We start from the raw sequence: 26,500 nt of genomic DNA, 5'->3' as shown, positions 1-26,500 counted from the left end.
GTTATAAGAGCTCCTCCATGAGATATCCATACAGGGCGGAGCTTTTTTTATGCCAGTTGTTGCAGATGGCAGCAGCGGTCTGCTCGTCCGGCACGGTGAGCGTCAGGTCGATGAGGTTCACTTCGCCTTCTTTTACCTGACAGCGCACGGCAAAATCCTGGGAGGTGGCCCGGTAGTAATCGGCCAGAATGGACACCTCGTTTTTCAGGGTGTAGCGGTTCTGATCCAGATAGCTCATGATGTCGTCCACGATGGCCTGGGGGATCCGGTCGCCAAAATAGGTGACGGTATTTTTGCCCTCATCGGTGTTCTGATAGTAGGTAGTGCCGCGCATGGTATCGGCGCGGACTAGATGGCTGTCGGTCAGCTCATTGAGCGCCTGCTGGATCGTAAAATAATTCGTATATTCTTTCTCCAGGATGAATTCGGAGATCTGGCTGGTGGTCAGCGGAAAATCCACCTTGTCCAGCATGAAAAGAATGATCAGTTTATAGAGGGTCAGAGAATCACTCACGATGTCACACTCCTTACTTTCAGAATTTTTTGTATGCCGCAGGGCGAAGCCGTTATCCGGGGAAAAACTGTTTCCCCTGCCAGGAATCCCGGACTTTCATTTCGTGATGGATGGTGTTCAGTACCTTTCGCTTGTCGGCACTCCACAGCGGTGCCACCAGAAGGTCTTTGGGGCCGTCGCCGGTGATCCGGTGGATGACGATGGCGGGATCCAGATGCTCAATGCAGCGGATGAGGATGTCCACGTATTCTTCCATGGAAAACAGCGGGAAGGAAAATTGTTCCAGATCTGTGCCCCGCAGCACATGCATGAGCTGCAGCTTGATGCCGTCGATGCCGGCGTGGGCCAGATAATCTGCGGTGGCCAGCATATCATCGGCGGTTTCCCCGGGCAGGCCCAGGATGACATGGACGATGACGGTGAGACCGGCTGCTTTCAGCCGGGCCAGGGCGTCCTCAAACACGGACAGCGGATAGCCCCGGCGGATGAGGCTGGCGGTGCGGTCATGGATGGTCTGCAGGCCCAGCTCCACCCAGACAGTTTTTTGTTGGTTCAGTTCTGCCAGCAGGTCGATCACATCCGGCGGCAGACAGTCCGGCCGGGTGCCGATGGACAGGGCTGCAATGTCCGGATGGTCAATGGCCTCTGTGAAAAGCTGTCGCAGGCGAGCTGTGGGCGCATAGGTATTCGTAAACGACTGCAAATAGGCGATAAACTGCTGCCCACGGGTGTCGGTATCTGCCGCATCCTTCAGGTTCTTCTCGCAGAACACCCGCTTACCGGCCTCGATCTGTTCCGTGACGGAAAGCCCTGGCGCCGGAGCAAATTCCCCGGAGCCTCCGGCGCTGCAGAAAATACAGCCGCCGGTGCCCAGGGTGCCGTCCCGGTTGGGGCAGGTCATGCCGCCGTCCAGAGAAATCTTGTAAAGCTTCTGTCCGAACTGCTGCTTTAAGGCAAAATCCAGCGAGTGGTAGCGCTTTTGACCGAAATCAGGGCGGACAGTGGACGTTTGCTGCTGGTGAGCCTGCGGATGTTCTTCGCAACTGGACTGGCAAGTTTGCCTTGGCTGCCCACAGGTCCCCGAAGCTGGCAGTGTGCCCGTCTGCGTTTGATGGTTCACGTGTGGCTTTATTGGGTGTATCATGTCTGTATTCATGCAGGAATATGATCTTTCACGGCCTGGCTGACGGCTTCAGCCACGGCAGGATTAAACGCTTCCGGCATGATGTTGTCTTCGTTCAACTCTTCCTCGGGAACCAGTCCGGCGATGGCCAGCGCTGCAGCCAGCTTCATTTCCTCGGTGATCTGGCGGGCACGGCCTTCCAGCGCCCCTTTAAAAATGCCGGGGAAAGCCACCACATTGTTGATCTGGTTCGGGAAATCGGAACGGCCTGTTCCTACCACCCGGGCACCGGCTGCCTTAGCCACATCCGGCATGATTTCCGGTTCGGGGTTGGCCATGGCGAAAATGATGGCATCCCTGTTCATGGAAGCAACCATTTCCGGGGTAACAATGTGAGGCGCAGAGACGCCCACAAAAATATCCGCACCCCTCAGGGCATCTGCCAGGGTGCCGGTGCGGCCCTCCGGGTTGGTGGTCTCCATCATCCTCTGCTGCATCCAGTTCAGGTTTTCCGAACCCTTGTGCAGAATGCCGGATTTATCACACATGATCACGTAGGGGAAACCGTAGGACAGCAGCAGTTTGGTAATGGCAATGCCTGCGCTTCCGGCACCGTTGACTACGATCTTGCAGTCCTCTTTCTTCCGGCCGGTGACTTTCAGGGCATTGATGGCAGCGGCCAGCACCACGATGGCGGTGCCGTGCTGGTCATCGTGGAACACCGGGATGTCCAGCTCTGCTTTCAGCCGTTCTTCGATCTCAAAACAGCGGGGCGCGGAGATATCCTCCAGATTGATGCCACCAAAGCCCGGGGCAATGGCTTTTACCACGCGGATGATCTCCTCGGTGTCCTGGGTGTCCAGACAGATCGGCACGGAATTCACGCCGCCGAACTCCTTGAACAGGCAGGACTTTCCCTCCATGACAGGCATGGCCGCATAGGGGCCGATATTGCCCAGCCCCAGAACGGCGCTGCCGTCCGAGATAACGGCAACGGTGTTGCCCTTCATCGTATATTTATACACAGCTTCGGGATGCTGGGCGATGGCCCGGCAGGGCTCTGCAACACCGGGGGTGTAGGCCATGGCCAGATCCTCCCGGTTTTTTAAAGGGGAAGCGGAGACGGTCTCCACCTTGCCCTGCCATTGTTCGTGCAGCATCAGTGCTTTCTCGTTCAGCGTCATTACGATTCCTCCAGCAAAATAATTAATCGAGTATGATACCTGTGAATTGTTCCGTGCTGTGCACTCTCACAATTCAACCGCTATTCGCATATCGTGGGATTTACATCCCACTTTTATGCTCATTTTATTACAGTTCACACGCGCCATTCGCAAAATCACGCTGACGCGCTCTCCGCTGCTTCGCAGCTCATTTTTGCTCATATCCAGGCGCTCCCTTCGTAGATTCATGCAGACAGCTTTTTATGCAAGCATGAAATCTGTCCGCATGAATCTACAAGTGAACTGTAACGATACTATTATAAAAGGATATTTCCCGGATTACAACAGAGATTTTTAAAGAGCGATTTTGCAAAAGAAATTTCTTGCATTTTGGAAAATGGCATGCTACAATATATAAGCTATTGAGTATATGTGGCTCAGTGGGGAACTGCAGGGACTTGCAGGGATCGCCCGGGATATCTTACTGTGGCAAGATCAGAGCAGTATTGGCCGGGAACCAGGCCGCCGGATGCCGAAGATGCATGCGGGGTGAAGTTCACATAAAATATTTTATATGAGGTGAAAATCATGAGAGAAGGAATCCATCCGGAGTACTACCAGGCAACTGTTACTTGCAACTGCGGCAACACATTTGTTACAGGCTCTACAAAGAAGGACATCCACGTAGAAATCTGTTCCAAGTGCCATTCATTCTACACCGGTCAGCAGAAGGCTGCTGCTGCACGCGGACGTATCGATAAGTTCAACAAGAAGTATGGCATGAACGCGAAATAAGATAGCTGTAATAAACGATAAGGTTGAGGTTGCATAATCTCGACCTTATTTCTTATAAACAGTTCAATTATGCTTTCGGCGTGCTGCTGCCATGCTTGCATGGAAAGCAGTGCACCGAAAAGCATAAGTTGAGCGCCGGATGATGAGCAAAAATAGCCTGCGGTCGCAGGCGGAGAGCGCGTCAGCGCGATTTTGCGAATGGCGCGGTGAACTGTTTAGCAAAGAGCTGGGAGTGGACAGCGCTCTGAACCGTTTGAAAAGGGCAGAGTGTGAAGAGCACTTCATTTATAATGTTTTTTGACAATGGAGAATAATAAATGAGAAATTCCGGTATTGGCGGGCAGGCTGTGATCGAAGGCATCATGATGCGCAACCAGGACAGGTATTCCATCGGCGTGCGCAAGCCCGACAAGAGCATCGAGGTGAAGGTGGAGGATTACAGAAGCTTCATCCCGTGCAAGACATTGACGAAGATCCCCTTTGTGCGGGGCGTATTTAATTTTATAGATTCCATGGTCATCGGCATGAAGACGCTGACTTATTCGGCCAGCTTTTACGAGGACGAAGAAGACGCGGGCAAGCCGAAGGACGAGAAGTCTGAGGCGCTGATGATGGGTGGCACGGTGGCACTTTCCATTGTACTTGCCATCGGCATTTTCATGCTGCTGCCTTATTTTGCGGCGAGCCTGTTCCGGCGGCTGACGGATTCCGCGCTGGTGATCTCGGTGCTGGAGGGTGTGCTGCGGCTGGTGATCTTCTTAGGCTATATCGCGCTGATCTCCCGGATGGAGGATATCCAGCGGGTATTCCAGTACCACGGCGCGGAACACAAATGCATCAACTGCATCGAACACGGCATGGAGCTGAACGTGGAAAATGTACAGAAGAGTTCCCGGCTGCACCGCCGGTGCGGGACGAGCTTCCTGCTCATCGTCATGGTGGTGAGCATCATTTTCTTTCTGTTTATCCGGGTAAATTCCCCGCTGCTGCGGGTGGTGGTGCGGATCTTGCTGGTGCCGGTGATCGCTGGGGTATCCTATGAGTTCATCCGGCTGGCAGGCAAAAGCGAGAATCCGGTGGTGCTGACTTTGAGCAAACCGGGCCTGTGGCTGCAGAAGCTGACCACGAGAGAGCCGGAGGACGACATGGTGGAGGTGGCCATCGCTGCTGTGGAAGCTGTGTTTGACTGGCGAAAGTTCCTGGCCGGTGCGGAGGGCGCAGACTGTAAGGTGGCAGGAACGCCTGCTGCGGAGAACGCATATGAATGATGGTAACACATTTTCCTACGGGGAACTGGTGGAGGAAGGACAGCGGCGGCTTGCGGCTGCCGGGGTGGAAGAAGCCGCAGTGGATGCGTGGCTTCTTTTTTCCTATGATAAAAAGGTGGATCGCACCTGGTATCTTCTGAACCGGACGCAGCGCGCTTCCGGGGAGGAACAGGAGGCGTATCTGAAACTCATTGCCAGACGGTGTGAACGGGTGCCATTACAGCATATCACCGGGGAGCAGGAATTCATGGGACTGCCCTTTCGAGTGACACCGGATGTGCTCATCCCCAGACAGGACACGGAGGTGCTGGTGGAGGAATGCCTCAGACACCTGGCGCCGGGAAATATTTTCCTGGATCTGTGTACCGGGTCCGGCTGCATTCTGGTGAGCCTTCTGCATTACGCGAAGGGCACTTTTGGAACGGGCGCCGACCTTTCCGGGAAGGCCCTGGCGGTGGCGAAGGGCAATGTGGAGGCGAACGGTGTGGAGGCCCGGCTGGTGCAGGGCGATCTGTTCGAACCGGTGACCGGCACCTTTGATCTCATCGTATCCAATCCGCCCTATATTGCATCGGCGGAGATTGAGACGCTGGCCCCGGAGGTGCGGGGAGCATGAGCCCCGGATGGCGCTGGACGGCACCGCGGACGGATTGTTTTTTTACAGGAGAATCGTACAGGAAAGCCCTTCGTATCTGAAAGAGGGCGGCTGGCTGTGCATGGAGATCGGTTACGATCAGGGTGCGGCGGTGCGGCAGCTCATGGAAGCGCGGGGATTTGCAACTGTTTCAGTGATAAAGGATCTGGCAGGCCTTGACCGGGTCGTGTCGGGATGTTACAGGAGGAATAGAAATGTTTGATAAACTGGAGGATCTGCTGATCCGTTTTGAAGAAATTATGAGTGAGCTCAATGAGCCCAATGTGACCGACGATCAGAACCGTTTCCGCAAGCTCATGAAGGAGCAGAGCGATCTGCAGCCGCTGGTGGATGCCTACAAAGAGTATAAGGAATGTAAGCAGACCGAGGCGGACAGCCTGGAAATGCTGGAGGCAGAGTCTGATGAGGAAATGCGGGAACTGTTAAAAGAGGAGCTGTCGGATGCCAAGAAGCGCATCGAGGAGCTGGAGGCGAAGCTGAAGATCCTGCTGCTGCCCAAGGACCCCAACGATGACAAGAACGTTATCGTGGAGATCCGTGCGGGTGCAGGCGGAGACGAGGCTGCCCTGTTTGCGGCAGAGCTTTACCGGATGTATGTGCACTATGCGGAAAGTCGCCGCTGGAAGGTGGAAACCATGGAAGTGGATGAGACCGGCATTGGCGGCATGAAGTCTGTGAACTTCATGGTCAACGGCCAGGGCGCGTACTCTGTGCTGAAATATGAGAGCGGCGTGCATCGGGTACAGCGTGTGCCGGAAACCGAGTCCGGCGGCCGGATCCATACGTCCACCGCTTCTGTGGCTGTGATGCCGGAGGCAGAGGAAGTGGATGTGCAGATCGATGAAAAGGATATCCGTATTGACGTCATGCGTGCGTCTGGTAACGGCGGCCAGTGTGTCAATACCACAGACTCTGCGGTGCGTCTGACCCATTACCCCAGCGGTATCGTGGTGTACAGCCAGACCGAGAAATCCCAGCTGCAGAACAAGGCCAAGGCTTTCGCCCTGCTGCGTGCCAAATTATACGATATTGAGTGCCAGAAAGCCCACGATGCGGAGGCGGAGGCACGCCGGAGCCAGATCGGTACCGGTGATCGTTCCGAGAAGATCCGGACGTACAACTTCCCCCAGGGCCGTGTGACCGATCACCGGATCAACCTGACGCTGTACAAGCTGGACAAAATCATGGACGGCGATATCCAGGAGATCATTGATGCCTGCATCGCCGCTGACCAGGCAGCCAAGCTGGCAAAGATGAACGAGGAGTAAAATGATTCGTGTATTTTTAAGATCCATGCTCAAGCCCCTGTCCTTTGTGCCGGCGCTTTGCATGATGGTAATGATATACAGCTTCTCGGCGGAGGACGGGAAGACGTCGGCGGCTTTTACGTATAAAGTCAGTGTAAAAGTCGTGGAAACGGTGGATCAGGTGGCCAATCTCGACCTGTCCCAGACGGAGATCGAGAATTACGCCAACCATTTTCACCATCTCATCCGCAAATGCGGCCATGTGACGGAATATTTTCTGCTGGCGGTGTCTCTGGCACTGCCGCTGTATGTGTACGGCCTGCGGGGCATCTGGCTGACGCTGGTGGCCGGGGCCATCTGCGTGGGCTTTGCGGCCCTGGACGAATATCATCAGCTGTTCGTATCCGGCCGGGGCGCCAGCAAGCGGGATGTGGCCATCGACAGCATCGGCATCTTTGCCGGGATCATCGTCACCCGGATCATTGGCTGGATGGGAAGGAAGACCATCTTCCGGCCGCTGTGCACGAAGAAAAAGCGGCGGCGCAGAACGGTATAAGTGCCATCAACAGTCATGTGTGGTACTGATTTGGACACAAAGCGTGAGATGTGAATCTATCAAGATTGTTGTCAGCGATCAGAGAGAAACGGAATATGATCAGCGAAAATGTGTCTGTTGGAATGATGGCATGAAATTGTTTATAGGAAGAAAATAAAAAATGAGGGTCAGACCGCCGCAGGCGGGCACTGGCCTTTCTGAGATTTTAAAGGCAGGTATTGTATGGAACTGGAATGGAAAAAGATAGAGGTACAGGATCGGGCGCTGTTTCTGCCTTACCTGTACAGCCTTGCCTCCCGCAGTGCGGAGACCACATTTGCCAATCTGTATCTGTGGTCGAGGCAGTATCCCACAGGATATGCGGTGGTGGGGGATTTTCTTGTGATGAAAAGTCTGGAGGAGGAAGTGTTTGCTTTCCCGGCAGGTACCGGCAATCTGCGGAAAATCGTGGAGGCGCTGGATGCTTATCAGCGGGAGCGCGGGCAGGCGCTGGCCTTCCAGTGTGTGACGAGAGAGCAGTTTGCACAGCTGGAAGCGCTGTTTCCCGGCAGATTTCAGATAGAATATGACAGAGATTATGCAGACTATGTTTATGACGCAGAGAAACTTGCAAATCTTTCCGGCAAGAAGTATCATGGGAAGAAAAATCATGTGAACAAGTTTCAGAAGCAGTATCCGGACTGGAGCTATGAACCCATGACGGCGGACAATCTGGAGGACTGTTTCCAGATGGCGCTGATCTGGCGGCGGGAAAACGGCTGCGAGGAGGACGTGGAGAAAAACGCGGAGATGTGCGTGGCGCTCAATGCCCTACGGCTGTTTACGGAGCTTTCCATGGAGGGCGGCGTGCTGCGGGTGGGCGGTGAAGTGGTGGCTTTCACTCTGGGCGAGCAGGCCTGCGAGGATACGTTCGTGGTGCACATCGAGAAAGCCCGGGCGGACATTGATGGTGCCTACACCATGATCAACCAGCAGTTTGTGCGGCATGCGCTGCTGGGAAAATATAAATATGTGAACCGGGAGGATGATGTGGGCGCGGAAGGGCTGCGCAAGGCAAAGCTGTCCTATCATCCGGCGTTCATGGTGGATAAAGGATATGTGACGGAAAAATAAATTTTAAGGTGCAGGGAATGTCACACTGTGCTATGATAAAGAACAGAAGAGCGTTCTTTCTATATAGAAGAAAGCAGGTGTGTGTGAATCCTGCTGCTGTAAAGGACAGCGGATGATCTGATACACGTAAGATAAGGAGGAGTATGCGATGATTTCTGAGAAAATGAAGGGCTATGTGGCAAACAGCTCCGTGATCCGGGCCATGTTTGAGGAAGGCAAGAAGATGGCGGCCATTTACGGCGCCGATCATGTATATGATTTCAGCCTGGGCAATCCCAATGTGGCAGCGCCGGACTGTGTAAAAGAGGCCATCAAGGATCTGGCAGATCATGAGGATCCGGTGGTGCTCCACGGCTATATGAGCAATTCCGGCTACGAGGACGTGCGGGAGGCCATCGCCCAGTCCCTGAACCGGCGGTTTGGCACGAAGTTCGGCCAGCGCAACATTCTCATGACCGTGGGTGCGGCCGGCGGCCTGAACGTGATCTTCAAGACGCTGCTGAACCCGGGCGATGAGGTCATCACCTTTGCCCCTTTCTTTGGAGAATACAGAAGCTATGTGGGCAACTATGACGGCGTGCTGGTGGTGGTATCCCCGGATACCGAGACGTTCCAGCCGAACCTGGAGGAGTTTGCCCGGAAAATCACGGCGAAAACGAAGGCAGTCATCGTCAACAACCCCAACAATCCCACCGGTGTGGTTTATACGGAGGAGACGATCCAGAAGCTGGCACAGATCTTAAAGGAAAAGCAGAAGGCATTCGGCACGGACATTTATCTGATCTCCGATGAGCCTTACCGGGAGCTGGCCTATGACGGCGTGGAAGTGCCTTACCTGACAAAATATTATGACAACACCATTGTGGGCTATTCCTACAGCAAATCCCTGTCCCTGCCCGGCGAGCGGATCGGCTATCTGGTCATGCCCGACGAGCTGAGCGATGCGGACGATGTGATCGCTGCCGCTTCTGTGGCAAACCGGATCCTGGGCTTTGTCAACGCACCGTCCCTCATGCAGAGGGTGGTGGCCCGCTGTGTGGATGCGAAAACAGATGTTGCCTTTTACAACCGGAACCGGGAAGCGCTGTACGGCGGTCTGAAGGCGCTGGGCTATTCCTGCATCAAGCCGGAGGGCGCGTTTTACCTGTTTGTGAAGACACCCACTGCCGATGAGAACGAATTCTGTGCGGCGGCCAAGAAGCACAACATTCTGGTGGTGCCCGGCAGTACCTTTGCCTGCCCGGGCTTTGTGCGGATCGCTTATTGTGTGAGCTACGAGACGATCCAGAACGCCATGCCGGGATTTGCGGCGCTGGCAGAAGAGTTCGGAGTGAAAGGATGAAAAACAGATGAGAGCATTTGAGGAAAATATACGGAAAGTCGTGCCCTATGTGCCGGGCGAGCAGCCCAAGCGTGCCCGGATGATCAAGCTGAACACCAATGAAAATCCTTACCCCCCGGCTCCCGGCGTGGAGAGGCTGCCCTGCGGGGGCTTCCGGCAGACAGCCTGCGCCGTTACCCTGACCCGGCCTGCGACGTGCTGACAGAGGCCATTGCGGATGTGTATGGGGTGAAAAAGGAGCAGGTGTTCGTGGGCGTTGGCTCTGACGATGTGCTGGCCATGGCATTTATGACCTTTTTCAATTCGAAGAAACCCATCCTGTTCCCGGATGTGACCTACTCCTTTTATCCGGTTTGGGCCGATCTTCTGGGCATTCCCTATGAGCGCCCGGCGCTGGATGAGAATTTCAGGCTTCGCAAGGAAGACTATTACCGGGAAAATGGCGGCATTGTTTTTCCCAATCCAAATGCGCCCACGGCCATTGCGGAACCCCTTTCCTTTATTGAGGATATCCTGTCCCACAATCGGGACGTGATCGTCATCGTGGACGAGGCGTACATTGATTTCGGCGGGGCATCGGCACTGCCGCTGCTGGAGAAATACGACAATCTTCTGGTGGTGCAGACCTTTTCCAAGTCCCGCTCCATGGCGGGCATGCGCATCGGCTATGCCTTCGGCAGTCCGCTGCTCATCAAATACATGAACGATGTAAAATATTCCTACAATTCCTACACGCTGAACGCGGCGGCTCTGGCCTGCGGCGCGGCTTCCGTGCGTGATACAGAATATTTTGCCGAAACCACAGCGAAAATCGTGGCAACGAGGGAGCGGGCGGCAGAGGAACTGGTAAGCTTAGGATTTTCCATGACGCCGTCCAAAGCAAACTTCCTGTTCGTCACCCATGCGCGGATCCCGGCAAAAGAGCTGTTTGAGGCATTAAAGCAGCAGGATATCTTTGTCCGGTATTTTGCATCGCCCCGGATCGACAATTATCTGCGGATCACCGTGGGCACCGATGCAGAGATGGACGAGCTGCTGGCATTTTTGAAGAAATACGTGGAGACGCACTGATGGATGCTTATACGAGTTTTGCCCGGGTGTACGACGCGTTCATGGATAATATTCCGTATGAAGAATGGGGACGCTATATCCGATCCCTGCTGGAGGAATATGGTGTCCGGGAAGGGCTGGTGCTGGATCTGGGCTGCGGCACCGGCAGCATGACCGAGGTGCTGGCCGGGTACGGCTATGACATGATCGGCGTGGATCTGTCGGCGGATATGCTGGAGATCGCCATGGAGAAGCGGCAGCAGTCCGGTCACGATATTTTGTACCTGCAGCAGGATATGCGGAGCTTTGAGCTGTACGGCACGGTGGCTGCGGTGGTGTGCGTGTGCGATTCCATGAACTATATATTGGAAGAGGAAGATCTGACGGAGGTGTTCCGGCTGGTGAACAACTATCTGGATCCCGGCGGCATTTTCGTGTTTGACCTGAATACCGTTTATAAATATGAAGAGCTCCTGGGGGATGCCACCATTGCGGAGGACCGGGAGGATAAAAGCTTTATCTGGGATAATTTTTATGATCCGGAGGAACAGATCAACGAATACGACCTGTCCATTTTTATCCGGGAGGAAGAAAACCTGTACCGGAAATTTACGGAGACCCATTATCAGCGGGCCTACACGCTGGCACAGGTGAAAGCCTGCCTGGAGGCGGGCGGCATGGAATTTGTCACCACCTATGACGCATTCACGAAGGATGCGCCCCGGCCGGACAGCGACCGGATCTATGTGATCGCCAGAGAGAAAGGAAAACAACATGTCTGATTATATCATTAGAGCCACAGCGGCGGACAGCCAGATCCGCGCGTTTGCGGCAACCACGCGGGAGATCGCGGAGACGGCCAGAAAGGCCCACAATACCAGCCCGGTGGTGACAGCTGCCCTGGGACGGCTGCTGACGGCGGGCGCCATGATGGGCGTGATGCAAAAAGGGGACGACGATATGCTGACGCTGCAGATCCGCTGCGAGGGCCCCATCGGCGGCCTGACGGTGACGGCGGATGCCAGAGGAAACGTCAAGGGCTATGCCAACCAGCCGGATGTGATGCTGCCGCCTAATGCCAAAGGAAAGCTGGATGTGGGCGGCGCTCTGGGCAACGGCCTGCTGAGCGTCATCCGGGATATGGGCCTGAAAGAGCCCTATGTGGGGCAGACGGCCCTGCAGACCGGAGAGATCGCCGAGGATCTGACCTACTATTTTGCAACGTCTGAGCAGGTGCCTTCATCCGTGGGACTGGGCGTGCTCATGAATAAGGATAACACAGTAAAATGCGCCGGCGGCTTTATCATTCAGCTCATGCCTTTTACGCCGGATGACATCATTGACAAACTGGAGCAGAAACTGTCCACGGTCACTTCTGTGACGGCCCTGCTGGATGCGGGAAAAACGCCGGAGGAAATCCTGGAGGAGCTGCTGGGGGACTTCGGCCTGGAGATCACAGAAAAGCTGCCCACCCAGTTTGCCTGCAACTGCTCCAAGGAGCGGGTGGAAAAGGTGATCTGCAGCATTGGCCGCAAGGATCTGGAAGAAATGATCGCTGATAACAAGGATATCGAGGTCAACTGTCATTTCTGCAACACCAATTATACGTTTACGGTAGACGAGCTGAAAGCGATTTTGAAGAGAAAATAGGAGGACACCAATGAGACATGGATTCGTAAGGGCTGCTGCGGTGACCCCGGCCATTCGGGTGGGGGACGTGGCATACAATGCAGACCAGATCCGAAAGGGAATGGAAGAGGCAGAACGTGCCGGAGCATCCATCGTGGTGTTCCCGGAGCTTTGCCTCACCGGCTATACGTGCAGCGACCTGTTTTTGCAGGAGGTGCTGCTGCGCCGGGCAAAGGAAGAACTGCTGGCGCTGGCGGCTGAGACCCAGGGAAAAGACTTCCTGGCGTTCGTGGGACTGCCGCTGGAGGTGGACGGGCGGCTGTATAACGTGGCTGCCGTGCTTGATCAGGGAGAGGTGAAGGCATTCATTCCCAAGACGTTCATTCCCAACTATTCGGAATTCTACGAGGTGCGGCATTTTACAAAAGGCCCGGCTGCGCCCCGGAAGATCACCTGGATGCCGGGACAGACATGCTGGTTTGGCACTGACGTTCTGCTGGCCTGTCAGGAACTGCCGGATCTGGTGCTGGCAGCGGAAATCTGTGAGGATGTGTGGGCGCCAGGGCCCCCCAGCGTCCGCCATGCCCTGTCCGGGGCCACGGTGCTGGTGAACCTGTCTGCTAGTGATGAGACCACAGGCAAGGATGAGTACCGCCGGATGCTGATCAAAAGCCAGTCAGCAAGACTGCTGGCGGGCTATATCTACTGCAGCGCCGGGGAGGGGAGAGTCCTCCACCGATCTGGTATTTTCCGGCCATAATCTCATTGCGGAAAACGGCAGCATTTTGAAAGAATCCCCCCGGTTCGGCCACGGCATGATCTGTGCTGATCTGGATGTGAGCCGCCTGAAAGCGGAGCGGCGGCGGATGACCACCTTCGAGATGGCGGATGGCGCAGACTATGTGCGGATTCCCTTTTCCCTGCCTCTGCGGGATCTGGAGCTGGAGCGGTTCATCGATCCGGCGCCCTTCGTGCCGTCCCGGCAGGAAGACCGGCGGAAACGCTGCGAGGAGATTTTCACCATCCAGGCCATGGGCCTGAAAAAGCGGCTGGAGCATACCGGCTGCAAGAGCGCGGTCATCGGTATTTCTGGCGGCCTGGATTCCACGCTGGCGCTGCTTGTCACCTCCCGCGCCTTTTCCCTGCTGGGCCTGTCCCCGTCGCTGATCACAGCAGTGACCATGCCCTGCTTCGGCACCACCGACCGGACGTACACCAACGCCTGCACGCTGACGAAAAAGCTGGGCGCTTCCTTAAAAGAGGTGGATATCAAAGAGGCAGTGACGCTGCATTTTCGGGATATCGAGCAGGATCCGGCCTGCCATGATGTGACCTACGAAAACGGTCAGGCCAGAGAGCGTACCCAGGTGCTCATGGACATTGCCAACAAGAGCGGCGGCATGGTCATCGGCACCGGCGACATGTCCGAACTGGCTCTGGGCTGGGCCACCTATAACGGCGATCACATGTCCATGTACGGCGTCAACGCCTCCGTGCCCAAGACTCTTGTCCGTCATCTGGTGCACTATTATGCGGACACCTGCGGTGACGAGGAGCTGAAAGCGGTGCTCTACGACATTCTGGATACCCCGGTGAGCCCGGAGCTTTTGCCGCCGGAGGACGGCAAGATCGCCCAGAAGACCGAGGATATCGTGGGCCCTTACGAGCTTCATGACTTTTATCTCTATTATATTCTGCGTCTCGGATTCGAACCGGCCAAGATCTACCGGCTGGCGAAGAAAGCCTTCGCAGGCCAGTACGACGAGGAGACGATCCTGAAATGGCTGAAGGTATTTTACAGAAGATTCTTCTCCCAGCAGTTCAAGCGCTCCTGCCTGCCGGACGGCCCCAAGGTGGGTACTGTGGCAGTCTCTCCCCGGGGAGATCTGCGGATGCCCAGCGATGCCAGTGCCAGACTGTGGCTGGACGAGCTGGAAAAACTATAAAGTTGCCTTGTTCAACGCATTCTGTATCGCCTCCAGCAGCACCATGGACGTATACTGCCGGTCCTGGCTGTAGCTGATGTCATCCAGCGACTGTTTTTTTCACGATCTGTTCCCCCAGATCGTTTAAGGCAGGCTGCATGAGCGGGTACATGGCTGAGACGGTTTCGTTTAAGTTGGTAAATCGGATGGCATTGATGTGGTCGGCGTCCACGGATACCTCCACGTCAAGGATCTGATCCCCCAACTGGACAGAAGAGGAGTAGACCCCGGCGGTGTACGTGTCGGGCTGCTGCTCTTCTTTCTTTTGGCCGGAGGAAAACATTAGAAACAGAAGGCACAGCAGTGCAACGCCGAAAACGGCAAAAATAACCGTATAGATGACTTCTTTTTTATGTAACACAATGATTCTTGTTCTGGAACTCATAGACCCCCTCCGCGATTCTTTTTCTACATCCTATGTGCTTAGTGAGAAAGATATGTCTGGACAAAGAAACAGATCATTGTTATACTGAAACAGAATTGCAGGTGATGGATATGACGGAGAAAATCAGCATTCTGGGCGTGGAACTGAAGGATTATTCCATGGAGGATGCAGCCCGTGTGATAGAAGAATATCTGAACAATGACGTTCTCAATACGATGTGCCTTGTGACGAAGGAGATGCTTGTGTATGCGGGCGAGAATCCGGAGTACCGGGAATGTCTGGAAGCCATGGACATTCATGTGGTGGTGGACAGTGACATTTTCTCTGCGGCAGGCATCACCGGAGAAGAGCGGTTGAAGAAGGCGGATGACAGGCAGCTGTGGAAGCTGTTCATCGATACGGTGGTGAAGGAGCACAAGAGCTGTTTCCTTCTGGCACAGACAGCAGACGATCTGGAGAAGTTCCGGGAGACGCTGCAGGAGAAGTTCCCGGATCTGGTGATCGCCGGGGCTTACGCGGCGGAGGATGCTGGGGACGAACCGGAGGTTATTGTCAACGAGATCAACGGCATTTTGCCGGATGTGATATTTTCCACGCTGGATCAGCCCTTCCAGGAGCTGTTCCTCCATGAGCAGCGGGCGAAGATGGGTGCCCGGGTGTGGTTTGGTTTTGGCCCCATGGGCAGTGGCGGACGGTTCGGCGAGGAAAACTGGCTGGCAAGGCTCATCGGCAAGACGGTATTTCACCGGAAGGTACAGCAGTACAATCATATGGTGAAAGACGAAGAGGAATACGAGGAGGCGCTGGCGGAAGAAGCGGCAGAAGAGCTGCCTGCAAAAGAAGACGGAGAGGCAGGCGCTGAGAAATAAAGCACTTACCGTTCACACGCGCCATTCGCAAAATATAAAAAATATGTGAAAGATATGAGGAAATGCATAAAAATAGTTGCATTTCCTCTTGATTTTTATGTATAATTGCATTAACTTGAATAGGGAGTATTCGTTTTGCTTAAAAAAGAGTCACAGAAATTGTGAATGTTGTATAGAACGGAAAAGGAGAGGCGAGGAATATGATATCGAATCAGATACTGCAGACGACCATCGATGGCCTGAAAAATATTGCAAGAATTGATCTCAGCATCCTGGATACAGAGGGTAAGGTGCTGGCAACGACGGTGCCGGGCGCGGAGAATTATGAGAGTACGGTACTGGCATTTGTGGAGTCACCGGCGGACAGCCAGGTGATCCAGGGCCACCTGTTTTTCAAGGTGTATGATGAGCAGCAGCTGGAATATGTGCTGCTGGCCAACGGGGACAATGACGATGTCTACATGGTAGGCAAGATCGCCGCTTTCCAGATCCAGAATCTGCTGGTGGCCTACAAGGAGCGGTTCGATAAGGACAACTTCATCAAGAACCTGCTGCTTGACAACCTGCTGCTGGTGGATATTTACAACCGGGCAAAGAAGCTGCATATCGAGACCGATGTCCGTCGTGTGGTCTATATCATCGAGATCAACCGGGAGAAGGACAACACCGTGCTGGAGAGCGTGCGCGGCCTGTTCGGCGGCAAGTCCAAGGACTTTATCACCGCTGTGGATGAGAAGAACCTCATCGTGGTGAAGGAGATCGCACCGGGTGAGGGCTATCCGGAGATCAACAAGACCGCACGGATGATGCTGAACCTGCTGAAAGGCGAGACCGGCGAGGAGATCCATATCGCTTATGGCACCATCGTGCCGGAGCTGAAAGAGGTTTCCCGGTCTTATAAGGAAGCAAAGATGGCGCTGGATGTGGGCAAGATCTTCTTCGAGGAGCGGGATATCATCGCATACAGCTCTCTGGGCATTGGCCGTCTCATTTACCAGCTGCCCATCCCGCTGTGCAAGATGTTCATCCGCGAGATCTTTGACGGCAAGTCCCCGGACGAGTTCGACGAGGAGACGCTGACGACCATCAACAAGTTTTTCGAGAACAGCCTGAACGTATCCGAGACATCGAGACAGCTGTATATCCACCGGAATACGCTGGTTTACCGTCTGGACAAGCTGCAGAAGAGCACCGGGCTGGATCTGCGGGTATTCGAGGATGCCATCACGTTCAAGATCGCGCTGATGGTCGTAAAATATATGAAATACATGGAAACACTGGATTATTAGAAAAAACCATGATATAACTAAATAAGTAACGCCGGGGTCCGGTCTGTTCCCCGGCGTATTGCTGTTATATTTTATGTTTAGGAGGCTTAAGCTAAATGATCACAATGGAAAATGTGAGCAAAGCGTACGTGGAGGGCATACCGGCCATCAAGAATATCAGCTTGCATATTGATCGAGGGGAATTTGTATTTATTGTAGGAGATAGCGGGTCTGGTAAATCTACACTTATCAAGCTTCTTTTGAAAGAACTGGAGCCCACCAGCGGCAAGATTACGGTGAACGGCCAGAATCTGGGGCGTCTGAAGCGCAAGCAGATTCCCCGTTACCGCAGGAAGATCGGCGTGGTGTTCCAGGATTTCCGTCTGTTAAAGGACCGGAATGTGTATGAGAATATTGCTTTCGCCCAGCGTGTCATCATGACGCCGACGCGAAAGATCCGAAGAGAGGTGCCCAAGATGCTCTCTCTGATCGGACTGGCAGAGAAATATAAGTCTTTCCCGAAGCAGCTTTCCGGCGGAGAGCAGCAGAGGGTTGCCCTGGCCCGGGCGCTGGTGAACCATCCCGACCTTCTGCTGGCCGATGAGCCCACCGGCAACCTGGATCCGAAGAATTCTTGGGAGATCATGAAGCTTCTGGAATCCATCAATGAGAAGGGCACCACCGTACTGGTCGTTACCCACAACCGGGAGATCGTGGATGAGATGAAGAAGCGTGTTATCACCATGAACCGCGGTGTCATCATCAGCGACGAGAAAGAGGGAGGCTATATCTATGAGGGCTAGTACGATTGTATACACGCTGAAACAGGGTCTGAAAAATATTTACCGCAACAAGATGTTTTCCCTGGCCTCCATGGCAACGATGGCTGCCTGCATTTTCATGTTCAGTCTGTTTTTTGCCATCGTGTCCAACCTGGACAACATGGTGCGTGAGGCAGAATCCGGTGTGGGCGTTACGGTGTTTTTCAACAGCGATATGACGACAGAGCAGATCCAGGCGCTGGGCGCACAGATCAGTGAGCGGCCCGAGGTGGATCATCTGGTGTATGTATCCGCAGAGGAAGCCTGGGAGCAGTATAAGAAAGAATATTTAAAGGGCGCAGAAGAGCTGGCAGAGGGCTTTGAGCAGGATAACCCGCTGGCAAACTCTTCCCATTATGAGATTTACCTGAAAAGCGTAGAGGATCAGCAGTCGCTGGTGGACTATCTGAATACGCTGATGGATCAGGGAGTGCGACAGATCAACCAGTCGGAGGCGGTGGCCAATACGCTGGGCGGATTTAACAGCCTGCTGTATTATGTATCCGTGGCGATCATTGGCGTTCTGCTGCTGGTATCCATCTTCCTCATCAACAACACCGTTACCATCGGTATTGCGGTGCGTAAGGAAGAAATCGCCATCATGAAGCTTATCGGCGCCACCGACTTTTTCGTTCGGGCACCGTTTATCGTGGAAGGACTGATCATCGGTCTCATCGGTGCAGCCATCCCGCTGTTTGTCTTCTACTTCCTGTACAAGCAGACTATCCTTGTGGTGGAAGAGAAGTTCGGCATTTTAAGCAGCCTGCTGCAGTTCCTTCCGGTGAAAGAGCTTTACCATACGCTGCTGCCGGTGGCACTGCTGCTCGGTATCGGCATCGGATTTATCGGAAGCTTTATTACGATCAGAAAGCACTTGAAAGTGTAATCACAGTACCGCAGATGCAGGCGCGCCATTTACGGAACAACCGTTTGGTCGTGCCATTCGCAGAGCAGCACATCCTTACGCGTGGACAGATTTTTATGCAGGCAGGATGGAACAGCTGTTGGAGGATCTATCTATGTATAGAAAAAAACAAAAGTTGTCGGCGGCCCTGGCCGCGGCGCTGTGTCTTTCCCTCGCTGTGCCGGGAGGCAGCGCACAGGCGAAAAGCCTGGAACAGCAGAGACAGAATGCACAGCAGCAGATCAAGGACATCAAGGCAGATATCAATTCTGTGAAAAATAAGCTGACGGAGCTGAAAAATTCCAAGAGCAATCTCCAGAGCTACATCAGCAGTCTGGATGCCCAGTCCAGCCAGCTGGATGCCCAGCTAAAGGAGCTGGATGCGTCTATCGAGGAGAAGAACGCCGAGATCGACCAGACCCAACAGGAGCTGGAGGAGGCACAAGACACGGTCGATACCCAGTATGAAGCCATGAAGAAGCGCATACAGTATATGTATGAGAATGGTGATTACTCTTATGTGACCATGCTTTTGGAGGCGTCCAGCATGACGGAGCTTCTGAACCGGGCGGAGTTTGCCACGCAGATGGTGGACTATGACCGGAAGATGCTGATCAGCTTTCAGGAGGCCAGACAGAAGGTAGAGGATACCAAGGCACAGTTGGAAGAGGAAGAGAAGGAACTGGAAGACATGCAGAATGAAGTGAATGAACAGAAGGACGCTCTGGATCTTCTCATCGACGCCAAAACCAGTGAGATCTCCCAGTACCAGCAGAAGATCGCCAATGCGGAGGCAGAGGCGGATGACTATGCGGATCAGCTTGCCGAGCAGGAAGCGCTTCTGGAGAAGATCGAGAACCAGATCGCAGCGGAAGCGGCGAAGAAGGCAGCGGAGCTGGAAAAAGCAGGAACGGTCGTTTCTTCATCGGGATTTATCTGGCCTTGCCCGTCCAGCCATCGGATCACCAGTACCTTTGGCCCCAGATCCCAGCCCACGGCAGGGGGCATCTACATACCATAAGGGCATTGATATCGGGGCATCTTCGGGAAGTGCCATCGTGGCGGCGGCTGACGGTGTGGTGACGACGGCAACCTACAGTTCGTCTGCGGGCAATTATGTGGTAATCTCCCACGGAAACGGACTTTCCACCGTATATATGCACTGCTCCAGCCTGAGCGTATCGGCGGGACAGAAGGTGTCTCAGGGACAGACGATCGCGGCTGTGGGCTCCACCGGGTATTCCACCGGACCGCATCTGCATTTTGGTGTGATCAGCAATGGCAGCTATGTAAATCCTTCGGGATATGTAAACTAGAATAAAAGAGAAGGGGGCTGCTGCAGACAGGAAATCTGTGGCAGCCCTGTTTGGTATGACAGGATAGGAAGCAGAAATGCAGAGGAGGAATGATATGCAGGATTATAACCGGGATGAATATTCCATGGATGATGCGTATGAGGAGAAAAGACACTGGAGAAGAGGATTTTTCAGCGGGATCCTGACGGTGGCTTTTATTGCGGCAGCCGGTCTTCTGGTGTACACGGTGCTCAATCTGGGCAGCGCAGGGTTTCGTACAGCGGAAAACAGCGGCAGTGCTTCGGTGGGCAGCAGCCAGGTGGAGCAGAAAACCGAACGGCTGAAAGCACTCATCGACCAGTATTATCTGGACGATGTGGATGAGAGTGCCATGGTGGAGGGCATGTATGCAGGCATGCTAAACGGTCTGGGTGATCCTTACACCGTCTACTATACAGAAGAGGAGTTCAACGCCCTGATGGAATCCACGTCAGGGGAATATAAGGGCATCGGCGCACTCATGTCCCAGAATATCGAGACAGGGATCATTACGATCACCCGCCCCTTTGAGGGCTGTCCGGCCCAGCAGGCGGGCATCATCGCCGGAGATATTATCACAAAGGTCAATGGCCAGGACGTGGGAAGCATGGAGCTGTCCGAGGTGGTGGCCATGATCAAGGGCGAAGCCGGGACAACGGTGGACATCACCGTATACCGTGACCGGGAGGAGCTGGATTTCACCGTGGAGCGGGCGGATATCCAGGTGCCTACTGTGAACAGCAAAATGCTGGACGACAAGATCGGCTATATCTATGTGATGGAATTCGACGAGGTAACGGCAGATCAGTTCCACGATGCGCTGGAGGATCTGAAGAGCCAGGGCATGGAGCAGCTGGTCATCGACCTGCGGGATAATCCGGGCGGCAGCCTGGACACGGTGATCCAGATGCTGGATGAGATCCTGCCGGAGGGACTGCTGGTATACACGGAGGATAAATACGGCAACCGGGAAGAGGCAACCTCCGATGCAGAAAATTATCTTTCCCTGCCCATGACGGTGCTGGTCAACGGCAACAGTGCCAGTGCTTCGGAAATCTTTGCCGGTGCGGTGAAGGATTATCACTGGGCAACGCTGGTGGGTACCACTACCTACGGCAAGGGCATCGTGCAGCGGATCTTTGATCTGGGCGACGGTACCGCGGCAAAGATCACCATTTCCAAGTATTACACCCCTGCGGGCAACAATATCCACGGCATCGGCATTGAGCCGGATGTGGAGGTGGAGATCCCGACGGAGGCATATGACGACGGTGTAGTCACCGAGGACGAGGATGCCCAGCTGCAGAAAGCACTGGAGCTTTTAAGGAGCGGCCAGGTGACGGCGGGTGAAGTACAGCAGTAAGTAAGAAAAGTTACATGGGGAGACGAGAAAATGAAAGTTGCAGTATACAGTTATCGGGCGTTCGATGAGGGCCTGTATTTTGAAAAAATCGCAAAGGAGCTGGGGATGGAGCTGGTGCTCTGCCCCGATGCGCCGGACATGGAAAATGCGGCGCTGGCGGAAGGGTGCGACTACTTAAGCGTCATCACAACGAAGATCGACGCAGCCCTGGTGGAGCGGTTTCATGATCTGGGCGTGAAAATGATCTCCACCCGGACCATCGGCTATGATCACATCGATCTGAAAAAAGCGAAGGAGCTGGGCGTGAAGATCAGCAATGCCACCTATTCTCCCAACAGCGTGGCGGACTATGCGCTGATGCTGATGCTCATGACCACCCGCCGAATGAAGATGATCATGAACAAGGCGGCGATCCAGGATTTCTCCCTGCCGGGCAACATCGGCAAGGAGCTGCCGGACATGACCGTGGGTATCGTGGGCACCGGCCGGATCGGCGAGACACTCATCCGCCATCTGTCCGGCTTTGGATGCCGGCTTCTGGCTTACGATCTGTATGAGAAGGATGCAGTGAAGCAGTATGCATCTTATGTGACCCTGGAGACACTGTATCGGGAGAGTGATATCATTTCCCTGCATATTCCGGCCAGTGAGAAGGATTACCACATGATCTCGGGGGAGGTCATGGACACCATGAAGGACGGCGTCATCCTCATCAACACGGCCCGGGGCTCCCTCATCGACAGCCGGGCGCTCATCGATCACATCGAAAGTGGAAAAATCGGCGCCGCGGGACTGGATGTTGTGGAAAATGAGTTCGGCATGTATTATTATGATAAGAAAACCGATGTGATGGACAACCGGGAGCTGGCCATTCTGAAAAGCTTCCATAATGTGGTGGTAACGCCTCATATGGCATTTTACACCAACGAGGCAATCCGGGATATGGTATATTCTTCATTGAAAAGCTGCCGTCTGGAGGCAGACGGAAAGAAGAATCCCTGGTTGATCGGGTAAGCGGTGCGAACAAAAAAGAGAGATAAAAACTTTTGAGGGGAAGTTTTGTTAAAGGGAGGTTGGATGCAGATGAAAAAGAGAATTTTCTTTGTGTTTAATATGCATGCGGGAAAAGCCCGTATCAAGACAAAGCTTTCAGATATTCTGAATATCTTTACGGAAAAAGGATATGAGGTGACGGCTTACCCGACCCAGTACGCCGGGGAGGCGGTGCTGCGGATCGAAGCGCTGGAGGACGGTTATGAGCTGGTGGTGTGCAGCGGCGGGGACGGCACCCTGGATGAGGTGGTGACCGGCATGATGCGCCGCCCGGAGGAAAAACGGATTCCCATCGGTTATATCCCGGCGGGTTCCACCAACGATTTCGCAAAAAGTCTGGGACTGCCCCAGAAGATGGAGGATGCGGCGGCCCGGATCATGGCGGGAAAGCGGTTCCCCTGCGATATCGGCGCTTTTAACGGGGACTATTTTGTATACATCGCGGCCTTCGGTATTTTTACCGATGTGTCCTACCAGACTGACCAGCAGATGAAAAACGTGCTGGGACATATGGCCTATATCCTGGAGGGGATGAAGCGGCTCACCAACATCGTTTCCTACAAAATGAAGCTTCGCTGGGAAGACCGGGAGGTGGAGGATGATTTCCTCTTCGGCATGGTGACCAACTCCCGCTCCGTCGGCGGCTTCAAGTCCATCATCGGCACCGAGGTGGTGCTGGATGACGGTGTGTTCGAGGTGACGTTCATCAAACGCCCGAAAAACCTTCTGGAGCTGAACGAGACGCTGACGGCACTTCTGCTGGCGGAGATCGACGAGCGGTACATGTATTCTTTCCGGACGAACCGGCTGGAGGTGGAGGCCGAGGGCGAAGTGCCCTGGACACTGGACGGCGAGTATGGCGGCGACCACAGGGCAGCGGTCATCGAAGACCGGAAGCAGGCCCTGGAGTTCATCGTATAGCTCCCAAGGTCATAAGCTACAGACCACGATACGCTGGCGTATCTGTGGGCGGATAGCTTCATGACCTGCCCCACTATGAGCATAAAAGAGAAGCGTTAGCTTCGCGATATGCGAATGGGGGGAGAAGCGTGGGAGTGCGCAGCACGGAGCGCTTCGTTGGGAGCGTTAAATTAAATATGTATATAGGAATATGTCTGGAAAGAATCGATCTGTAACATGCGGAGCGATTCTTTTTTTGTGCAACATACACAAAAAATCCGGTCGTTTTTTGACTCTGTAAAAAAAGAGTGAAGATTTTCAAAGACTTTGAGAAGAATTTCGTATGTATTTTCACAAAACCCGTTGTTATAATCAGATCATGAAGTGCGAAAGTGCTTCAAGAGAAAAAAAGGAGGAATAGGAATATGAAAAAGAAACTGTTAAGCGTATTACTGTGCGCAACAATGGTATCCGGCCTTCTGGCAGGCTGCGGAAGCAAGCAGGAAGAGACTGCTGCACCGGCTGCTGAAGAGGAGACCACAGAAGAAGAGACAACTGACGCAGCTGAGGAGACCACAGAGGCTGCTGATACTGCAGATGCATCCACAGAGGCTTGCCCGGGTGTTGATGGATTAAACATCGGTATCTGCATTTACAAATTCGATGATAACTTTATGACCCTTTACAGAACCGAGCTTCAGAAATATCTGGAAGCAGGCGGCGCTACTGTAACTGTTATGGACGGAAAGAACGACCAGGCAGAGCAGACCAACCAGATCCAGAACTTCATCACACAGGGTGTTGACGTCCTGATCATCAACCTGGTACAGTCTTCTGCAGCTGAGCAGGTAACTGACCAGTGTGCAGCAGCAAACATCCCGGTAGTATTCATCAACCGTGAGCCCGATGCAACAGAGGAAGACAGATGGGCAGCTGACGGCATCGCAGCTACATATGTAGGCGCAGATGCAAGACAGTCCGGAACTTACCAGGGCGAGATCGTTCTGGCTACAGACAACAAGGGTGACTTCAACGGCGACGGCAAGGTTAGCTACGTTATGGTAATGGGCGATCCTGAGAACGTTGACGCAAAATACAGAACACAGTACTCCATCGAGGCTCTGACCAACGGCGGTATGGAAGTTGAGAAGCTTGACGAGCAGCGTGGTGACTGGGATCAGGCAAAAGGTCAGGAGATCGTTGCTAACGCTCTGACCGCTCACGGCGATGCTGTAGAGGTTGTATTCTGCAACAACGATGCAATGGCTCTTGGTGCTCTTCAGGCAATCGAGACCGCTGGCAGAAAAGTTGGCGAAGATATCCTCTTACTCGGTGTTGACGCTCTGACAGAGGCTCTGCAGAACGTACAGGACGGCAAGATGACCGGTACTGTATTCAACGACCACATCGGCCAGTCTCATGCAGCAGCTGAGATCGCTGGTAAGATGGCAGCAGGCGAGTCCGTTGAGACTGTAAACATGGTTGATTACATCAAAGTTACCAAGGACAACGCAGCTGATATCCTGGCTCTTCTCCAGTAATCATTACCGGAAAGGCCCGTCCTTCGGGACACAAATAAGCAAGCTTACCGGGTGTGCAGTGCGCACACCCGGTTTTGATGAGAGAGAATAAGGGAGGTTACAGGGATGGCACAAGAGTACATGTTGGAACTGCGCGGGATATGTAAAAGCTTCCCGGGCGTAAAAGCACTGGACAATGTTTCTCTGAAAGTAAGACCAGGCACCGTTCATGCACTCATGGGAGAAAATGGTGCGGGAAAATCCACACTGATGAAGTGCCTGTTTGGTATTTACAAGATGGATGCGGGCGAGGTCATTTATCAGGGTGAGAAAGTGAACATCATCAATGCGGATGATGCGCTGCACAAGGGAATCGCCATGGTGCATCAGGAGCTTCAGCCGATTCCGGAGAGAAGTATCGCGGAGAATATTTTCTGCGGCCGGTATCCGATGAAGAAGGTCGGACCTGTGAAGGTCATCGATCACAAGAAAATGTATGAGGAAGCGGATCGTCTTCTGAAGGAAGTCAAGATGCCTTATGATCCCAAGGCGAAGCTGGGAACCCTTTCTATTTCCCAGATGCAGTCGGTAGAAATCGCAAAGGCAGTTTCCATGAATGCGAAGGTCGTGATCATGGATGAGCCCACATCCTCACTGACGGATAATGAAGTAGAGGCATTATTCCGGATTATCAATGATTTAAGAGATAAGGGAGTATCCATCATTTATATTTCCCACAAGATGGATGAGATTTTAAGAATTTCCGACGAGGTAACGATCATGCGTGACGGACAGTACGTCGGAACATGGAAATCCAAAGACCTGACTACGGACATGATCATCGCCAAGATGGTAGGACGGGAACTGACGAACGTATATCCGCCGAAGGATAATGTACCGGGAGACGTGATCCTGGAAGTCAAAGGACTGACTAGCATTCTGCCGAAATCCTTCAAGGACGTCAACCTGACGCTGCGAAAGGGAGAAATCCTCGGACTGGGCGGTCTGGTAGGCGCACAGCGTACCGAGCTGATGGAAGCAATCTTCGGTATCCGTCATGTTGCCAGCGGCGAGATAATATATAAAGGAAAACCGCTGAAAATCAAGAGACCCCAGGATGCGATCCGCAACGGCATCGGCCTCATCACAGAGGACCGCCGCGGCACCGGTATTTTCGGTGTGCTGTCCATCGCGGACAACGTATCCATCGCATCTCTGGACAAATACGTGGAGTACGGCGTAAAGCTGAATCTGAAAAAGATCGAAAATCTGGTACAGGAGAACGTGGCAAAGCTGAGCATCAAGACACCCAGCTCCAAGACGCTGATCCAGTCTTTATCCGGTGGTAACCAGCAGAAGGTTATCATTTCCAGATGGCTGGCCAACGATCCGGATATCCTGATCATGGATGAGCCTACCCGTGGTATCGACGTAGGTGCGAAATATGAGATTTACCAGATTATGATTGAGCTGGCAAAGCAGGGCAAGGCAATCGTCATGATTTCCTCCGAGATGGCCGAGCTGATCGGAATGTCTGACCGGATCGTCGTCATGTGCGACGGCCGTGTGACCGGCGAAGTATCCGGCGAAGAAGCCACGCAGGAAAATATCATGCATTACGCTACACAGTTTAATTAAGGAGG

The 26,500-nt window shown here is 53.7% G+C and carries 23 protein-coding genes and 3 pseudogenes; 22 read left to right on the top strand and 4 right to left on the bottom strand.

What is annotated here, in order from left to right:
- Nucleotide 1: 1 nt before the first annotated feature.
- From RJD28_13750 to RJD28_13740, 3 genes are all read right to left on the bottom strand, one after another.
- On the bottom strand, nt 2-514 hold the full coding sequence (locus RJD28_13750) for a DUF4364 family protein (protein WNV57326.1): 513 nt from the start codon (nt 512-514) through the stop codon (nt 2-4).
- 52 nt (nt 515-566) lie between these two features.
- Nucleotides 567-1,478 carry a TIGR01212 family radical SAM protein gene (locus tag RJD28_13745; GenBank protein WNV59628.1) on the bottom strand — a complete coding sequence of 304 codons (912 nt, stop codon included), beginning with the start codon at nt 1,476-1,478 and terminating at the stop codon, nt 567-569.
- 188 nt (nt 1,479-1,666) lie between these two features.
- Nucleotides 1,667-2,821, bottom strand: a complete 1,155-nt coding sequence (locus tag RJD28_13740; GenBank protein ID WNV57325.1) for an NADP-dependent malic enzyme — start codon at nt 2,819-2,821, stop codon at nt 1,667-1,669.
- 567 nt (nt 2,822-3,388) lie between these two features.
- Between RJD28_13740 and rpmE the strand changes: the two genes are divergently transcribed.
- From rpmE to RJD28_13685, 11 genes and pseudogenes are all read left to right on the top strand, one after another.
- Complete coding sequence (rpmE, locus tag RJD28_13735; GenBank protein ID WNV57324.1) at nt 3,389-3,595, top strand: 50S ribosomal protein L31; 207 nt, start codon at nt 3,389-3,391, stop codon at nt 3,593-3,595.
- Nucleotides 3,596-3,912: 317 nt separating this feature from the next.
- Entirely contained in the window at nt 3,913-4,863 is a 951-nt protein-coding gene (locus RJD28_13730; GenBank protein WNV57323.1) for a DUF1385 domain-containing protein, read from the top strand.
- Nucleotides 4,856-5,720, top strand: a pseudogene (prmC, locus tag RJD28_13725) (peptide chain release factor N(5)-glutamine methyltransferase). Before RJD28_13730 ends, prmC begins: the two are co-directional and overlap by 8 nt.
- A complete protein-coding gene (prfA, locus tag RJD28_13720; protein ID WNV57322.1) occupies nt 5,713-6,786 on the top strand; it encodes a peptide chain release factor 1 in 1,074 nt (357 codons plus the stop codon). The pseudogene prmC and the gene prfA overlap by 8 nt, the downstream one beginning before the upstream one ends.
- A 1-nt stretch (nt 6,787) precedes the next feature.
- A complete protein-coding gene (locus tag RJD28_13715) occupies nt 6,788-7,321 on the top strand; it encodes a VanZ family protein (GenBank protein ID WNV57321.1) in 534 nt (177 codons plus the stop codon).
- A 222-nt stretch (nt 7,322-7,543) separates the two neighbouring features.
- Nucleotides 7,544-8,434: a phosphatidylglycerol lysyltransferase domain-containing protein gene (locus tag RJD28_13710; GenBank protein ID WNV57320.1), complete on the top strand. Its 891-nt coding sequence runs from the start codon at nt 7,544-7,546 to the stop codon at nt 8,432-8,434.
- A gap of 148 nt (nt 8,435-8,582) precedes the next feature.
- On the top strand, nt 8,583-9,776 hold the full coding sequence (locus RJD28_13705; GenBank protein ID WNV57319.1) for a pyridoxal phosphate-dependent aminotransferase: 1,194 nt from the start codon (nt 8,583-8,585) through the stop codon (nt 9,774-9,776).
- 7 nt (nt 9,777-9,783) lie between these two features.
- Nucleotides 9,784-10,847 (top strand): annotated as a pseudogene (gene hisC / locus RJD28_13700) (histidinol-phosphate transaminase).
- The gene (locus RJD28_13695) at nt 10,847-11,608 is read left to right on the top strand and encodes a class I SAM-dependent methyltransferase (GenBank protein ID WNV57318.1); all 762 of its coding nucleotides are present in this window, start codon (nt 10,847-10,849) and stop codon (nt 11,606-11,608) included. Before hisC ends, RJD28_13695 begins: the two are co-directional and overlap by 1 nt.
- Complete coding sequence (gene hslO, locus RJD28_13690; GenBank protein WNV57317.1) at nt 11,601-12,476, top strand: Hsp33 family molecular chaperone HslO; 876 nt, start codon at nt 11,601-11,603, stop codon at nt 12,474-12,476. Before RJD28_13695 ends, hslO begins: the two co-directional genes overlap by 8 nt.
- A 10-nt stretch (nt 12,477-12,486) precedes the next feature.
- Nucleotides 12,487-14,401 (top strand): annotated as a pseudogene (locus RJD28_13685) (NAD(+) synthase).
- A gap of 79 nt (nt 14,402-14,480) precedes the next feature.
- On the opposite strand, the gene RJD28_13680 reads toward RJD28_13685, so the two are convergent.
- Complete coding sequence (locus RJD28_13680; GenBank protein WNV57316.1) at nt 14,481-14,825, bottom strand: hypothetical protein; 345 nt, start codon at nt 14,823-14,825, stop codon at nt 14,481-14,483.
- 110 nt (nt 14,826-14,935) lie between these two features.
- Between RJD28_13680 and RJD28_13675 the strand changes: the two genes are divergently transcribed.
- From RJD28_13675 to RJD28_13625, 11 genes are all read left to right on the top strand, one after another.
- On the top strand, nt 14,936-15,694 hold the full coding sequence (locus tag RJD28_13675) for a WecB/TagA/CpsF family glycosyltransferase (protein WNV57315.1): 759 nt from the start codon (nt 14,936-14,938) through the stop codon (nt 15,692-15,694).
- 200 nt (nt 15,695-15,894) lie between these two features.
- A complete protein-coding gene (locus RJD28_13670; GenBank protein ID WNV57314.1) occupies nt 15,895-16,983 on the top strand; it encodes a helix-turn-helix domain-containing protein in 1,089 nt (362 codons plus the stop codon).
- Nucleotides 16,984-17,078: 95 nt separating this feature from the next.
- Nucleotides 17,079-17,765 (top strand): cell division ATP-binding protein FtsE, encoded by a 687-nt coding sequence (gene ftsE / locus RJD28_13665; GenBank protein WNV57313.1) that lies wholly within the window; start codon nt 17,079-17,081, stop codon nt 17,763-17,765.
- Nucleotides 17,755-18,669: a permease-like cell division protein FtsX gene (gene ftsX, locus RJD28_13660; protein WNV57312.1), complete on the top strand. Its 915-nt coding sequence runs from the start codon at nt 17,755-17,757 to the stop codon at nt 18,667-18,669. The genes ftsE and ftsX overlap by 11 nt, the downstream gene beginning before the upstream one ends.
- A 133-nt stretch (nt 18,670-18,802) precedes the next feature.
- Nucleotides 18,803-19,708: a hypothetical protein gene (locus RJD28_13655; protein WNV57311.1), complete on the top strand. Its 906-nt coding sequence runs from the start codon at nt 18,803-18,805 to the stop codon at nt 19,706-19,708.
- Nucleotides 19,662-20,003: a M23 family metallopeptidase gene (locus tag RJD28_13650; GenBank protein ID WNV57310.1), complete on the top strand. Its 342-nt coding sequence runs from the start codon at nt 19,662-19,664 to the stop codon at nt 20,001-20,003. Before RJD28_13655 ends, RJD28_13650 begins: the two co-directional genes overlap by 47 nt.
- A 94-nt stretch (nt 20,004-20,097) precedes the next feature.
- Entirely contained in the window at nt 20,098-21,384 is a 1,287-nt protein-coding gene (locus tag RJD28_13645) for a S41 family peptidase (protein WNV57309.1), read from the top strand.
- 30 nt (nt 21,385-21,414) lie between these two features.
- The gene (locus tag RJD28_13640; protein WNV57308.1) at nt 21,415-22,398 is read left to right on the top strand and encodes a D-isomer specific 2-hydroxyacid dehydrogenase family protein; all 984 of its coding nucleotides are present in this window, start codon (nt 21,415-21,417) and stop codon (nt 22,396-22,398) included.
- 69 nt (nt 22,399-22,467) lie between these two features.
- Nucleotides 22,468-23,358, top strand: coding sequence for a YegS/Rv2252/BmrU family lipid kinase (locus RJD28_13635; protein WNV57307.1), 891 nt, complete (start codon nt 22,468-22,470; stop codon nt 23,356-23,358).
- A gap of 404 nt (nt 23,359-23,762) precedes the next feature.
- A complete protein-coding gene (locus RJD28_13630; protein WNV57306.1) occupies nt 23,763-24,878 on the top strand; it encodes a galactose ABC transporter substrate-binding protein in 1,116 nt (371 codons plus the stop codon).
- Nucleotides 24,879-24,983: 105 nt separating this feature from the next.
- Nucleotides 24,984-26,495 carry a sugar ABC transporter ATP-binding protein gene (locus RJD28_13625; GenBank protein WNV57305.1) on the top strand — a complete coding sequence of 504 codons (1,512 nt, stop codon included), beginning with the start codon at nt 24,984-24,986 and terminating at the stop codon, nt 26,493-26,495.
- Nucleotides 26,496-26,500: the final 5 nt, after the last annotated feature.

Source organism: Oscillospiraceae bacterium NTUH-002-81 (genome assembly GCA_032620915.1).
Taxonomy (GTDB): domain Bacteria; phylum Bacillota; class Clostridia; order Lachnospirales; family Lachnospiraceae; genus JAGTTR01.
The sequence above is the reverse complement of the archived record's forward strand: the minus strand, read 5'-3'. Positions and strand labels throughout refer to the sequence as shown.

Excerpts from the sequence above, each read along its gene's own strand:
- RJD28_13730 (WNV57323.1), top strand. The coding sequence starts at position 3,913 with ATGAGAAATTCCGGTATTGGCGGGCAGGCTGTGATCGAAGGCATCATG.
- RJD28_13715 (WNV57321.1), top strand. The coding sequence starts at position 6,788 with ATGATTCGTGTATTTTTAAGATCCATGCTCAAGCCCCTGTCCTTTGTG.
- rpmE (WNV57324.1), top strand. The coding sequence starts at position 3,389 with ATGAGAGAAGGAATCCATCCGGAGTACTACCAGGCAACTGTTACTTGC.
- ftsX (WNV57312.1), top strand. The coding sequence starts at position 17,755 with ATGAGGGCTAGTACGATTGTATACACGCTGAAACAGGGTCTGAAAAAT.
- RJD28_13640 (WNV57308.1), top strand. The coding sequence starts at position 21,415 with ATGAAAGTTGCAGTATACAGTTATCGGGCGTTCGATGAGGGCCTGTAT.
- RJD28_13680 (WNV57316.1), bottom strand. The coding sequence starts at position 14,825 with ATGAGTTCCAGAACAAGAATCATTGTGTTACATAAAAAAGAAGTCATC.
- ftsE (WNV57313.1), top strand. The coding sequence starts at position 17,079 with ATGATCACAATGGAAAATGTGAGCAAAGCGTACGTGGAGGGCATACCG.
- RJD28_13675 (WNV57315.1), top strand. The coding sequence starts at position 14,936 with ATGACGGAGAAAATCAGCATTCTGGGCGTGGAACTGAAGGATTATTCC.
- RJD28_13705 (WNV57319.1), top strand. The coding sequence starts at position 8,583 with ATGATTTCTGAGAAAATGAAGGGCTATGTGGCAAACAGCTCCGTGATC.
- RJD28_13740 (WNV57325.1), bottom strand. The coding sequence starts at position 2,821 with ATGACGCTGAACGAGAAAGCACTGATGCTGCACGAACAATGGCAGGGC.
- RJD28_13645 (WNV57309.1), top strand. The coding sequence starts at position 20,098 with ATGCAGGATTATAACCGGGATGAATATTCCATGGATGATGCGTATGAG.
- RJD28_13630 (WNV57306.1), top strand. The coding sequence starts at position 23,763 with ATGAAAAAGAAACTGTTAAGCGTATTACTGTGCGCAACAATGGTATCC.
- RJD28_13670 (WNV57314.1), top strand. The coding sequence starts at position 15,895 with ATGATATCGAATCAGATACTGCAGACGACCATCGATGGCCTGAAAAAT.
- RJD28_13655 (WNV57311.1), top strand. The coding sequence starts at position 18,803 with ATGTATAGAAAAAAACAAAAGTTGTCGGCGGCCCTGGCCGCGGCGCTG.
- hslO (WNV57317.1), top strand. The coding sequence starts at position 11,601 with ATGTCTGATTATATCATTAGAGCCACAGCGGCGGACAGCCAGATCCGC.
- RJD28_13695 (WNV57318.1), top strand. The coding sequence starts at position 10,847 with ATGGATGCTTATACGAGTTTTGCCCGGGTGTACGACGCGTTCATGGAT.
- RJD28_13635 (WNV57307.1), top strand. The coding sequence starts at position 22,468 with ATGAAAAAGAGAATTTTCTTTGTGTTTAATATGCATGCGGGAAAAGCC.
- prfA (WNV57322.1), top strand. The coding sequence starts at position 5,713 with ATGTTTGATAAACTGGAGGATCTGCTGATCCGTTTTGAAGAAATTATG.
- RJD28_13710 (WNV57320.1), top strand. The coding sequence starts at position 7,544 with ATGGAACTGGAATGGAAAAAGATAGAGGTACAGGATCGGGCGCTGTTT.
- RJD28_13625 (WNV57305.1), top strand. The coding sequence starts at position 24,984 with ATGGCACAAGAGTACATGTTGGAACTGCGCGGGATATGTAAAAGCTTC.